The organism is Clostridium sp. 1001283B150210_160208_E6 (assembly GCF_015669365.1).
Lineage (GTDB): Bacteria > Bacillota > Clostridia > Clostridiales > Clostridiaceae > Clostridium > Clostridium paraputrificum.
This window is the reverse complement of record NZ_JADPAA010000003.1, coordinates 223,127-235,833: the sequence shown is the minus strand read 5'-3', so window position 1 is coordinate 235,833 and position 12,707 is coordinate 223,127. Positions and strand designations below refer to the sequence as shown.

The following is a 12,707-nucleotide window of genomic DNA, read 5'->3' as shown; positions in this document are numbered from 1 at the left end:
GTGACCCTATACCAACCTGTTTTTATAGCAAGGTGGTTCAGCTAAAAGTCGATAAGGAGGTGAATTTATGGTGGTTTAATCTCTTCTTATCTTAAAGGTAAGAAGATTTTTTTCATTTAAAAATAAAAATTCGAGGAGATGTTTAATATGAATGCAAATGGAATTGCTAGAGGATATATGACAAGAAATATGGATGATTTTAAATTTTTAGTACATGTAATAGAATGCTTAGCTAGAGAATTTGAGAAAGAAGTAACTTTTAAAGATTTAGGATGTGAAAATTATATAGTAGGTATTGATGGATATGAGGTAAATCTTTCAAAGGAAATAATTTGTAGTCATAAGAATGGGTATAGACTAGACAAATATATTTTAGAAGAAGCAGAGAAAAAAGGGTTCTTCTTCGATAGGTTTAGAAGCGGATATATAAAATGTTGCTTTGGATTATTTTAATTAAATTAATCCAGATATAATTTTCTCAGAGAATTCTTTTGATACCTTAATTAAGTTAAATAATACAATAAGAGCACTTAAGCATGATGAGTACTTAAGGGATGAAAACATTGCTGTGTTAACAATGGAAGCAAAGAAGAAGGTAAGGCTTAACAAAGGAATTGAGGATAATTTTAAGGGAACTGTTGAGTCTATAAGAAGATTTAAAGGGCTTGAAAGTGATGTAGTAATTATTCCTGACTTAAAGCATGATTTTATGAATGATGAGGATTTAAGGAATATATTATATGTTGGAATGTCTAGAGCTAAGGCTCATGTAATTTTGATTGTTGATATTAAATCCTTAACTAGAAAACAGGCAAGTAGTTTCAAGAAGGAGATTAAGGAAAAGCTTTTATAAATTGATGAAGTAGCTGGTGAGTGATCACTGGCTATTTTTATTTGGAGAATTTTAAAATGCAACAAGTTAAAAAGATAAGTTCTTAAGTTGTTAACAAGTTAAGAACTTAAGAAGATAACAAGTTAAGAAGATAAGAACTTAAGAAGTTATAGTAATAATGAGGGCTTGTGGGATTATCGTTAGAAAAGCAGAAGTAAATAAAAGAATTCTAATTTAGCGGTGATGATGAAGTTATGAGATAAAAACTTTAGGGAAGAGTTAAGATAATAATTAAGAAGCTTAGTGATAATAAGTAAATGAGGATTAAAGATTTAAATTAGAAATAAAATATATGGACTTAGTATGTCAAATTGTAATATGAATTTTGATTATGTATAATTATGGTATAAGGTTTGACGGAGGGAAATAGATGATAGTTTATAAAGCTACTAAAGCTGATTTTATAAAACATGTAGATAACGATGAGATAAGTATAGCAATAGAAAGAGCTTATAATAGAAGGATAGGAAAAGTAAAAAACTCTGAGAAAAGAGCGTGGAAAAATTCTATGTTATATATGTATAAAGCACTCAATATACCTCAGATTCCAGATGATGCAACTGTTGCTATAGAATACAGAATACCAGCCACATCAATGAGAATAGATTTTATACTTGCAGGTTTAGACAAGAGTGATAAGAAAAATGTAGTTATTATAGAATTAAAGCAATGGGAAGAGATAGATGAGGTGCCAGATGAAGATGGAATAGTAAAAACATTTATTAATAAAGGAAAAGTGAGGACAACTCATCCTTCATATCAAGCGTGGACATATAGTTGTGCTATAGAGGATTATAATGAAGGTGTAGAGAAGAATAAAATTGCATTGCATCCATGTGCATATTTGCATAATTATGTAAAAAGAGAAAACGATCCATTAACATCTCAAATATATAGCAATTATTTAGAAAAGGCTCCTGTTTATACTCAAGGTGAAGTTATTAAACTTCGTGAATTTATAGCAAGATACGTGTATAAAGGTGATAATGAAAAAGCTTTATATGATATAGAAGGTGGCAGAATAAGGCCATCAAAATCTCTTCAAGATGCTTTAAAGTTAATGCTTGATGGAAATGAAGAGTTTAAGTTGATGGATAATCAAAAAGTAGTATTCGAAAAAATAAGAAAAACTGTCTTTAAGAAAATGCTTAGTGGTAAAAAGAATGTTTTTATAATTAAAGGGGGACCTGGTACAGGAAAATCTGTTTTAGCAATAAATCTATTAGTAAAACTAAATTCTGCTGGATATGTTACACAGTATGTTTCTAAAAATTCTGCTCCTAGAGAGGTATACCAGGTTAAGTTAAAAGGAAATTATACTCAGAAGTATATTGGTTCTTTATTTAAAGGATCGGGATGTTTCATCGATTCACAAAAAGATGAAATAGATGTACTTTTAGTTGATGAAGCACATAGGCTTAACGAGAAATCAGGCATATTTAAAAATAAAGGTGAAAATCAGATTAAAGAAATAATTAATTCTGCAAAATTATCCGTTTTCTTTATAGATGAGGAGCAGAGAGTAACTTTAAGCGATATTGGCTCTATAGATGAAATTAGACGACTAGCAAAAGAAGCAGGAGCTAATGTAATAGAAGATGAATTAACGGCTCAGTTTAGATGTAATGGATCTGATGGATACTTGAATTGGATTGATGATGTTCTCGAATTAAAAAATACTGCTAATTTTGATGGTTTTGATTTTGATTATGAAATTGAAGTTGTTGATAATCCAAGTGAAATGAGAGAAAAAATATTAGAAAAGAATAAAGTTAATAATAAAGCTAGACTACTTGCGGGATACTGTTGGGATTGGATAAGTAAGGGGAATTATAATAATTATGATATAGTTTTTCCTGAGTATAATTTTAAGATGAAATGGAATCTAACATCTAAAGAACCTTGGGCAATAGGTAAAAATTCAGTTAATGAAATTGGATGTATTCATACATGTCAAGGCCTAGAGTTTGATTATGTTGGGGTTATAATCGGAGAAGATTTAAGATATGAAAATAACAGAGTAATATCGGATTTTAGTAAAAGGGCTAAAACTGACCAGAGTTTAAAGGGGATTAAGAAGTTATATAAAAATGATAAAGAAAAAGCATTAGAAAAAGCTGATGAAATTATAAAAAATACTTATAGAGTTCTAATGACCAGAGGTATGAAGGGATGCTATATATATTGTGTCGATAAAGAATTACAAAAATATATAAAAGATCGTATAAATAATATGACAAAGAATATTGGATATAAAGAGATTGATTATTTATATCAAGAAAATTTAATTAATAGATAAAAAAATTATAGAAAGTAATAAAATTTTAAATAACGTTTTAGAAAAGAGGTATTATTATGAATGAAACAATAGAGAGAATAAGAAAGTTTAGAGAAGATAGAGAATGGGACCAGTTCCACACTCCAGCTAATTTATCAAAAGCAATTTCAATAGAAGCAAACGAACTATTAGAAAACTTTTTGTGGGATGAAGAAAATTATAATCTTCAAGCTGTTAAGGAAGAACTTGCAGATGTGCTAGTTTATTGCGTACATATGGCAGATGCTCTAGATGTAAATATTGAAGAAATAATAAACATGAAAATGGATAAGAATGAAAAGAAGTATCCAGTAGAAAAGGCAAAAGGAAATGCTAAAAAGTATACTGAGTTGTAGAATAAGTATTTAGGTAATAGATTTTATCTGTTACCTTTTTTATTCTTTAGGAAATTGAATTTCTCTAAAAGAATGTATTAACAGTATTTAACATATTCATGATATAATAAAACTATATTTATATAAATGATTAAAGGGGAGGGGCAATGAACAAAATAGAAGAATTTTATGATAACCAATATGAAGAATGGGATAGATTCTATAAACATCCTGTAGAATTTGAGATGACAAAAAGATATATAGATAGTTATATTCCTAATAATAGTCTAGATATAATTGATATTGGGTGAGGCCCAGGTAGGTACTCCTTTTATCTAGCAAGTAAAGGGCATAGGTTACTCTTTTAGATTTATCAAAGCATAATATAGATACTGCTAAAGAAAAGTCAAAGGAGCTTGGAATAAACCTTGTAGAATATATTAAGGGAAATGCATTAGAGCTCGAAAATATAAAAAAGAAATATGATGTTGTTTTGCTCATGGGTCCTTTATATCATTTAGTTAAAGAAGAGGATAGAAGAAAAGCATTAAAGGGAGCATTAGATCTACTAAAAGATGATGGAATAATAGTTGCCTCTTTTATAAGCAATTATGCACCCCTTCAAGATTCATTTAGATATTTTGATTTGACAGGAAATGAACCTTATGATGCACTTAAATATATCAATAATGGGGCAAGTGATGGCACAGAGGGTTTTACTATTGCTTATTTTTCATCAAGTGAGGAAGCAAGGGAGCTAATGAGGAGTTATGGATTGAAAGAACTTGTTTTTGCTGGGGTTGAAAATATTCTAGGATGCAAGGAAGAAGAACTTATCAAGAAACCTAAAGAGGAAATTAAAAAATGGCTTGAAGTTTGTTTCGAACTAAGTAGAGATGAAAATTATTGGGCACAAGTGAACACTACTTATATATAGGTAAAAAGTAAAAAAAGGAGGGTTATTATGAGTAAATTTCAAGTGCTTTATCAAACTACAAATACTATTTTAAAGGTTAATGCTGATACAAATGATAAATTCATAGTTAGAGCAGGGGCAATGGTTGCTATGGATGATGTTTTTGACATGAAGTTAAAATCAGGTGGGGTTAAAAAAGCCATTGGAAGAATGTTTGCAGGACAAAGTACATTCCTTCAAGAATATACTGCTAATTCACAGGGGGAACTACTACTTTCACCAACATTTTTGGGAGATATTCAATTATTTGAAATGGATGGTAGTAGAAATTATAGGTTAGGACAAAATGCTTTCTTAGCTAGCTATGGTAATATTGAGTTAAAAACAAAAGGTGCTGGTGGAAAAGGTATATTTTCTGGAGAAGGGCTATTCCAAGTTGAAGCTATTGGTGCAGGAACATTAGCTTTATGTTCTTTTGGAGCAATTCATAAGAAGACATTAAATCCTGGAGAAAGATATATAGTAGATACTAATCACTTGGTTTTATGGGAAAGTTCTTTAAATTACAAAGTTGAAATGATATCTAATGGACTTACATCTTTAGTTAGTGGTGAGGGATATATATGTAAGTTTGAAGGTCCAGGGGAAGTATGGATCCAAACTAAGAATCCATCATATTTAGTATCACCAGGCTCATAAAATTAAATAGGTTAATAATAAATAGGTATAGAGTTTTATTCTATATCTATTTTTGCTTTATAGAAAATATCAATATATAAATTAATAAAATTAATATATTGAAGTTCAATATTAAAATAATTAAGATATAAATTAATAAAATCAATATTTGTTGTTGACATTTTGTGAGCGTAGGAATATATTAGAAGCATAAGGAGTGATAGATGGTGTTTAAAGCAATAACTGTTTGTCCTGTATGTGGTAAGAAACTAAGGATAACTAGATTAAAATGTTCAGATTGTAAAACTACTATAGAAAATGAGTTTGAATTTTCAAAGTTTGATTATTTATCAAAGGATCAATTAAAGTTTATTGAGGTTTTTATAATGTGTAGGGGAAGCATTAAGGATGTGGAGAAGGAACTTGGAATTTCTTATCCAACAGTAAGAGCAAAGCTTGATGAAGTTATATCTGCATTAGGTTATAAAAGGATTAGTAAACCTGTGAAGTCATCAACTAGTGAGGTAATAGAGGCATTAGAGAAGGGTGAAATTTCACCACAAGAAGCAATAGAAAGAATGAAAGAAGATTAAGGAGGGCTGAGAATGAGAGCGGATTTATTAAAAGTACTTACAATGGTATCAGAAGGTAAGTTAGAGGTTGAAAAGAGTGCGGACTTAATTGAGGCAATGTACAAAAAAGAGGATAAACCAATAGAGAATGTAAATTATGATAGGAGAATGTTTAAGGTTAGGGTTGATTCATCTGCTGGTGATAATGTAAAAGTTAATCTTCCTGTAGCAGTTATTACTTCAATTTTAAAGGCTACTGGTAAGCTTCCAATTAAAGTAGAGGACATGGAAGGTATAGATTTAGAAGTAATGACAAGTGTAATTATTAGTTCTCTTGATAATGAAATGTTAGGTGAAATAGTAACTGTAGATTCAGCAAATGGTGATAAAGTTAGAGTGGTAATCGAGTAGGTGAAGAATGAAGATAAAGGTTAGGACTATTGAAAGAAAGTTTACAATTTATATTCCTAATTTCTTACTTACTAGTGGAGTTAGAATAGCTAATTTTGTGAGTAAATCTTTAGTAGAGAACAATGTAAGTAAAGATGGCATGGATAAAGTAAATGAATATATGAATGCCTTGGATATGGATTTAATTTTAGTTGCAATGAAAGAGCTAAAGAAATACAAAGGATTAGAAATAGTTAATGTTAAAGCAAATGATGGGACGGAAGTTCTTATAAAAATGTAGTATTTTAATTTACAAATAATAAAAACACCTAGTACTTAGAAGTATTAGGTGTCTTTTTTGAGTATTCAGTAGCCATAGTTAGGTACTGTTAAAACTAATATGTCTACATCTATCCTCAATAATATTATTGCCTATAGAGAATATTATATACATTTAAATACATTTTTTTATTGTTTGTATTCATCATCTTCAATATAGGTGCTTTCTAATTTGAATTTTCCATCATCAGATGTATATGATCTTATACAAGCTTTATCTTCTCCATCTACTTGTAGGGTATACATTATTCCAGAGTAATATGTAATGTCGTCTAATTTATTAGATATTAAATCACATGCATTAGTAAAGGCCTCAAGTTCTTCAGCTCTGCTTGATTTAGGAACATTAACTTTTATATCTAATATTTTTATGCTATTCTCTGTTGTGTATGAAATAGTACAATCTTTGTAAGTAGACTTTATAATATCGTGAAGCTCTCCCTCAGTTAAGTTACCTGTATTAGTATCATTTAAGCCTTCTTTAGCTGTACAACCTATTAAAGTAAAAACAATAGTTAGCCCTATAAAGAATTTAAATAATTTCTTACTCATAAGTCCTCCGTATAATTACCAAAAATATATATTTAAAGTATATCACATATATTAATATAACAATATGCAAAATATTACCAGGGAAATGAAAGTAGAAATGTTTGAATAATTACAAAGAATAGAATAACTTTATTTACAAATTAAAATAGACTGCTACAAGCAGTCTATTTTCTTACCTTAAGTACGATGGGAACGGATATTTATTTTGGTGTGACTTGGAGCCTGCGACGGAACAAGCAAAATAAATATCCACGCCACCCTTTTTATGTTCTTTCTTTAAATTCAAACCTACACATTTTACATGTAACAATTATCTTTTTTTGCCCCCTAGGCAATCTAAGCTTTTGTCCACAATTTGGGCATTTAACTATCTTATATTGTCTTTTTTGATTAATAACATATTTTAATTGACTAAATATTAAAGGTATATTTTCAAGACTTGTCCTTGGCATATTATCAGGTAATCTTTTGCCAAAACGGAATAGTACTTTATTAGCTAAATTAGTGAATTTGTATAGTTCGTTAGATCTTTTATAGATATTCTTTGAAAAAGCTCTATAAATTACATACAAAGTAACTAAAGTTCCTAGTAAACGAGTATGTTTTCCTAGGTTTAAGATCAAGCTTATAAACAATAAAAAGATAGATAAAACATCAAATCCATATGTCCCTTTAAAAATGTTCATTTTAATCACCTCTTATCTTAAAAATTATTGTATCATAAATATAAAGAAATAGTTATAACAAAATGTAAACTTTGAACTAGAATTCATTTATTCTTAAGAAATACAAAGGAGAGATAAGATGTTTGATATTAAAATGTTTCATGGATTAGATTTAGAAGAAAGATTAAAAACTATGGTACAAATGCTAGAAGGATTAGTTAGTGGAGATGAGGAAGATATTACAAAGCTTTGTAATGCTTCGGCTTTAATAAATGCGTTATTAGGAAGAGTTAATTGGTGTGGGTTCTATTTAAATAAAAATAATGAACTAATTCTAGGACCATTTCAAGGAATGCCAGCTTGTACTAAGATACAAATTGGAAAGGGGGTATGTGGTACAGCTGCAAAGGAAAGAAAGGTGTTAAGAATAGATAATGTACATGAATTTGAAGGGCATATAGCTTGTGATGCAGCATCTAATTCAGAAATTGTACTTCCTATAGTTGTTAATGACAAGGTGGTAGGGGTACTTGATATTGATAGTGATGAGTTTAACAGATTTACAGAAATAGAAGAAAAATATCTTATTGAAGCTGTAGAAGTATTAATTAAATTCGTAAATTTTGACAAAATATCCTACTTATAATAGATGAATGGTAGGGATAATTCGTAACATAACGAATTATATTGAAAAAAGTTAAAAAAATATATTGATTTTTTCTTGTGTACTATGTTATAAATAATTGTGCTTACGAATTATATTTGCAAATATTATTTTAAAGTTCGATTTTTTATTGTAAACAGGGGGAAAACTAATGAAAAAATTTATAGCTTTATTAGGAGCAGTAGTATTATCAGTTTCTTTATTTGTTGGTTGTGGTACAAACAAAGAAAATAAAGAAGAAAAAGTTCTTGGAATTATAGGAGCTATGGAAGAAGAAGTTGAAATATTAAAAGGAAAGATGGATGTTAAAGATACAGTAGAAGTTGCTGGAATGACTTTTTACTCTGGTAAATTACATGATAAGAATGTAGTTTTAGTTAGATCAGGTGTTGGTAAAGTAAATATGGCTAGTTGTACTCAAATTTTAGCAGATAAGTTTAATGTAACTGCATTATTAAATTCAGGAGTTGCTGGAACTATGGACCCAGAATTAAATCAAGGTGACATAGTTATTTCAACAGATGCTGTTCAACATGATTTTGATACTACAGTATTTGGAGATCCATTAGGAGAAATATCAAGACTTGGTATTACATTTTTCCAAGCAGATAAGGAATTAGTAGAGGTTGCAAAGAAAGCAGCTGAAAATATAGATGGTTTAGTAATAAAAGAAGGTAGAATAGCTTCTGGAGATCAATTTATTGCTGGTGGTGCAGTTGCAGAAAGAATTAAAGAAAACTTTGGTAATGTTTCTGCAGTAGAAATGGAAGGAGCTGCAATGGCTCAAACTGCATACTTAAATGAAATACCTTACGTTGTATTAAGAGCAATTTCAGATAAGGCAGATGGATCAGCAGATTTATCTTATGAAGAGTTTTTACCAATAGCAGCTAAAAATGCAAGTTCAATGGTTGAAGAATTCGTTAAATTATACTAAAATATTTAAGACGATGTTGCCTAATAGGTAATATCGTCTTTTAATTTTTTAACAAAGGAGAAAACTATGAAAGGGATAAGAATAGGATTTATATCTGATACTCATAATTTACTTAGAGAAGAAGTAATGGAAGAGATTAAAAAGTGTAATTACATAATTCATGCTGGAGATATATCAAATGAAGAAACCTATTTAGCTTTAAATGATATAGGTAATATTACTTTTGTAAGAGGTAATAATGATAAGGATGATTGGGCAAAGGGATTAAATAAATCTGAAGTAGTAGAAATAGATGGTTTTAAAATATATGTAGTACATGATATTAAGGATATTCCTAAAAAACTAGAGGGTGTAGATTTAGTTGTGTTTGGACATTCTCATAAGTATTTTTATGAGGAAGTGAATGGTGTGATATTCTTAAATCCAGGTAGTTGTGGTAAGAAGAGATTTTCACTACCACTTTCTTTTGCAATAGGTATATTGGAACAAAATAGAATAAAAATTATAAAACATGATTTATAAATTGGAATTAATATGTTATAATAATTATTATTAAATAGAAAAGGATGGAATTTGTTTTGAGTAATAAAGTTGAATTAATATATGAAAATGGACAATATAAAGTAATGTTTGATGGTAAGGAAGTAAGTTCAAGTAAGGATTCTGAAGAGTCTTTTGAAAAATTTAAGCAAGTTATAAAAGATAATGTTGTAGTAAATGCTAACTCATGGGAAAGTATTGAATCTGCACTTAGAATGCATAACTTAGAGGGATTAGAAATTAATAGTGAATATAAAGCTGCAACCTATGGTGAATTAAAGTTCTTCTATAATTCAGGGAAAGTTTTCTACACTCCAAATGATAAGATGATACAATTAATTGGAGGATTCTATTTATTTAATTTTGTGATTTCTATGGTAGAGTCAGGACACGTTAAAGACTATAAGGATTTTCTAGATTTCTGTGTTGATATATTAGAAAAGAGAGCAACTTATAGAGTTAATGAGTCAAACTTAATAGTAAGTAGTGCTGCATTTAACTATGGAAGTTGTGAATATAACTTCTTTGGAAATAGAATACTTAAAGGAGCTTCAATAGTAAGTGGAACTTTTGAGGACTTTAAAAATTACGTATATAGCATAATAAAATAGTAATTTAAGAATGTCATATTATTATGGCATTCTTTTTTATTGTTTTTGAATATTCATGGTGCAAAAGCTGCATAATATGAAACTAAACTTTAGAATAAAATGTAGAAACTTTGTGTATGAGACACTTAAAAGTATTAGTAGATTTTAAATAAGAGAAAATATTCTAAAAACTGAATAATTATAGAAAATATATTTCATAATATTGGAAAACGTGATATACTACTTATATGTTATTAATAAGTTGTTAGTTTATAAAAAATTAAAAAGGGGGAAATTTATGAGGAAAAAGTTAAGTTTAACATCAAAAATTTTTATAGCAATGGGTATGGGTTTAGCTGTAGGTATTTTAGTTAGATCTTCGCCTGCTGGAAGTGTAAAGGATACCATCATAATTGGTGGAGTATTTAAAGTATTAGGACAAGGTTTTATTAGTGCAATTAAGATGCTTGTAGTTCCACTAGTTTTTGCATCAATTACCTGTGGGGTGGCATCTTTAAGTAATATAAAAAGTTTAGGGAGAATTGGAGCTAGAACTCTTATTTTCTATTTATCTACTACTGCTATAGCTATTTCAATATCAATTGGACTTGCTTACTTAATTAATCCTGGTGTGGGATTAGATATGTCTAGTCTTGTATCAGAGCAACCTACAATTGCCCAAAGTTCTTCTTTTGCAGATGTGTTAATAGATATGATTCCTACTAATCCAATAAAGGCAATGGCTGAGGGAAATATGCTTCAAGTTATATGCTTTTCAATAATATTTGGGTCAACTATTAGTTTGTTAGGTGAAAAAGTAAAACTTGTTAAAACATTTATGGAAAATCTAAATGAAATTTTCTTGAAAATGGTTAATTTAGTTATGTACTTTGCACCTTTTGGAATATTTGGTCTTATAGCTACAACATTTGCTACTACAGGAGTTGAGGCATTTGCATCACTCTTGAAATATATGGCAGTTGTTTTATTAGCATTACTTATTCATGCTTCAGTTGTTTATACAGGAATTTTAAAGACATTTACTGATTTAAGTATTATGCCATTTGTAAAGAAGTTCCCTAAAGTTGGAGCCATAACTTTCTCAACAGCATCAAGTGGAGCTGCATTACCAGTTACAATTAAGACTATGAATGAATTAGGTGTTGATAGCAAGGTTTCATCCTTTACAATTCCATTAGGTGCAACTATTAATATGGACGGAACAGCTATAATGCAAGGAGCTGCAACAGTATTTATAGCACAATTATATGGAGTTGATCTTGGCCTTGGAGGTATTTTAACTGTTATTTTTACAGCAACTTTAGCTTCTATAGGAACAGCGGCAGTTCCTGGAGTTGGACTTGTTATGCTTTCAATGGTATTAAATAGCGTAGGATTACCTATTGAAGGTATTGGTTTAATAATGGGAGTAGACAGAATACTAGATATGTGTAGAACAACCGTAAATACTATTGGGGATTGTATATGTACTTTAATAGTGGCAAAGAAAGAGGGAGCACTAGATGAATCTATGTACTACTCTGAAAATGATATAATTGGGGAAGAGTTAGAAATTAATTAAATATAAACATATGAACTTCAGCAAGATATTGTTGGAGTTCTTTTTTGGCAATAAACCTATGTAGCATATATTATATTTCGATGAAAAAATATGTTTATAATTTTAAAGTAAGATGATAAAATAAAATTATATTAACAATTTGTAACAAAAAGTAAAAAGAAAGAAAAATATGCAAAATTGCGTTAGGGGAGAGAGCAAAATGTATATAAGAAAATTTACTCAGGAAGATATAGATGCTGTTATGAGCATATGGTTTAGGTCTACAATGGTTGGACATCCCTTTATTCCTGAGTTTTACTGGAGATGTAACTATAATATTGTAAAGAAAGAGTACATACCAAATTCAAAAACTTTTGTATATGAAGAAAACGATAGCATAAAGGCCTTTATAAGTATTGTTGATGATAGTTATATTGGAGCCTTATTTGTGGATCCTACAAGCCAAAGCAAGGGAATAGGGAAAATGTTGTTGGATTATGTAAAAAAAGAATACAATGATTTAACACTATCAGTATATAAAGATAATAAGAAAGCTTATAGGTTTTATGAGAAAGCTTTATTTGTACCTATAGAGGAAAGAAAAAATGAAGATAGTGGTTTTATGGAAGTTTTAATGAAATACACATCAAGAGAAATCTAAAATGTAAAGAAGCTAATCTAATGAGAATGGCTTCTTTTTGTATTTGTATAAAAATGGTATAATATTAATAACTTTATATAAAATAATTTTCTATAAAG

At 29.1% G+C, this 12,707-nt stretch carries 18 protein-coding genes; 16 read left to right on the top strand and 2 right to left on the bottom strand.

Translation table 11 applies throughout. The annotated features are described in order from the left end of the window. Window positions 1–147 precede the first annotated feature (147 nt). From I4V16_RS05895 to I4V16_RS05855, 10 genes are all read left to right on the top strand, one after another. On the top strand, window positions 148–453 hold the full coding sequence (locus I4V16_RS05895; RefSeq protein WP_049178858.1) for a hypothetical protein: 306 nt from the start codon (window positions 148–150) through the stop codon (window positions 451–453). A gap of 124 nt (window positions 454–577) precedes the next feature. Next, window positions 578–853 carry an ATP-binding domain-containing protein gene (locus I4V16_RS05890; protein WP_207745412.1) on the top strand — a complete coding sequence of 92 codons (276 nt, stop codon included), beginning with the start codon at window positions 578–580 and terminating at the stop codon, window positions 851–853. Window positions 854–1,262: 409 nt separating this feature from the next. After that, window positions 1,263–3,191 (top strand): DUF2075 domain-containing protein, encoded by a 1,929-nt coding sequence (locus tag I4V16_RS05885; RefSeq protein WP_049178860.1) that lies wholly within the window; start codon window positions 1,263–1,265, stop codon window positions 3,189–3,191. Window positions 3,192–3,247: 56 nt separating this feature from the next. Further along, window positions 3,248–3,565, top strand: a complete 318-nt coding sequence (locus tag I4V16_RS05880; RefSeq protein ID WP_195966571.1) for a nucleotide pyrophosphohydrolase — start codon at window positions 3,248–3,250, stop codon at window positions 3,563–3,565. 146 nt (window positions 3,566–3,711) lie between these two features. Further along, entirely contained in the window at window positions 3,712–3,855 is a 144-nt protein-coding gene (locus I4V16_RS17425) for a hypothetical protein (protein ID WP_243278406.1), read from the top strand. Between the two features lie 74 nt (window positions 3,856–3,929). After that, window positions 3,930–4,481, top strand: coding sequence for a class I SAM-dependent methyltransferase (locus I4V16_RS05875; protein ID WP_347707995.1), 552 nt, complete (start codon window positions 3,930–3,932; stop codon window positions 4,479–4,481). Between the two features lie 27 nt (window positions 4,482–4,508). Next, window positions 4,509–5,159 carry a TIGR00266 family protein gene (locus I4V16_RS05870; protein ID WP_207738377.1) on the top strand — a complete coding sequence of 217 codons (651 nt, stop codon included), beginning with the start codon at window positions 4,509–4,511 and terminating at the stop codon, window positions 5,157–5,159. 203 nt (window positions 5,160–5,362) lie between these two features. After that, on the top strand, window positions 5,363–5,731 hold the full coding sequence (locus tag I4V16_RS05865; RefSeq protein ID WP_099330268.1) for a DUF2089 domain-containing protein: 369 nt from the start codon (window positions 5,363–5,365) through the stop codon (window positions 5,729–5,731). 12 nt (window positions 5,732–5,743) lie between these two features. Continuing rightward, on the top strand, window positions 5,744–6,121 hold the full coding sequence (locus tag I4V16_RS05860; protein WP_195966570.1) for a hypothetical protein: 378 nt from the start codon (window positions 5,744–5,746) through the stop codon (window positions 6,119–6,121). A gap of 7 nt (window positions 6,122–6,128) precedes the next feature. Further along, a complete protein-coding gene (locus I4V16_RS05855) occupies window positions 6,129–6,401 on the top strand; it encodes a hypothetical protein (protein ID WP_195966569.1) in 273 nt (90 codons plus the stop codon). 167 nt (window positions 6,402–6,568) lie between these two features. Here I4V16_RS05855 and I4V16_RS05850 read toward each other — a convergent pair whose 3' ends face one another. Together I4V16_RS05850 and I4V16_RS05845 are read right to left on the bottom strand one after the other, a co-directional pair. Further along, entirely contained in the window at window positions 6,569–6,991 is a 423-nt protein-coding gene (locus tag I4V16_RS05850) for a hypothetical protein (RefSeq protein WP_195966568.1), read from the bottom strand. A gap of 263 nt (window positions 6,992–7,254) precedes the next feature. Continuing rightward, window positions 7,255–7,677 (bottom strand): hypothetical protein, encoded by a 423-nt coding sequence (locus tag I4V16_RS05845; RefSeq protein ID WP_027097812.1) that lies wholly within the window; start codon window positions 7,675–7,677, stop codon window positions 7,255–7,257. 118 nt (window positions 7,678–7,795) lie between these two features. Here I4V16_RS05845 and I4V16_RS05840 point away from each other — a divergent pair, with 118 nt between their 5' ends. The 6 genes from I4V16_RS05840 (at window position 7,796) to I4V16_RS05815 (ending at window position 12,609) form a co-directional block, all read left to right on the top strand. Further along, a complete protein-coding gene (locus tag I4V16_RS05840) occupies window positions 7,796–8,302 on the top strand; it encodes a GAF domain-containing protein (RefSeq protein WP_049178540.1) in 507 nt (168 codons plus the stop codon). Between the two features lie 169 nt (window positions 8,303–8,471). Next, window positions 8,472–9,257 carry a 5'-methylthioadenosine/adenosylhomocysteine nucleosidase gene (locus I4V16_RS05835; RefSeq protein ID WP_099330289.1) on the top strand — a complete coding sequence of 262 codons (786 nt, stop codon included), beginning with the start codon at window positions 8,472–8,474 and terminating at the stop codon, window positions 9,255–9,257. Window positions 9,258–9,323: 66 nt separating this feature from the next. Continuing rightward, entirely contained in the window at window positions 9,324–9,779 is a 456-nt protein-coding gene (locus tag I4V16_RS05830) for a metallophosphoesterase family protein (RefSeq protein WP_207745411.1), read from the top strand. Between the two features lie 56 nt (window positions 9,780–9,835). Next, window positions 9,836–10,408, top strand: coding sequence for a hypothetical protein (locus tag I4V16_RS05825; protein ID WP_049178541.1), 573 nt, complete (start codon window positions 9,836–9,838; stop codon window positions 10,406–10,408). 277 nt (window positions 10,409–10,685) lie between these two features. Beyond that, complete coding sequence (locus tag I4V16_RS05820) at window positions 10,686–11,969, top strand: dicarboxylate/amino acid:cation symporter (RefSeq protein ID WP_195966567.1); 1,284 nt, start codon at window positions 10,686–10,688, stop codon at window positions 11,967–11,969. Between the two features lie 199 nt (window positions 11,970–12,168). Beyond that, window positions 12,169–12,609, top strand: a complete 441-nt coding sequence (locus I4V16_RS05815; protein ID WP_099327479.1) for an N-acetyltransferase — start codon at window positions 12,169–12,171, stop codon at window positions 12,607–12,609. The last annotated feature ends 98 nt before the right edge of the window (window positions 12,610–12,707 follow it).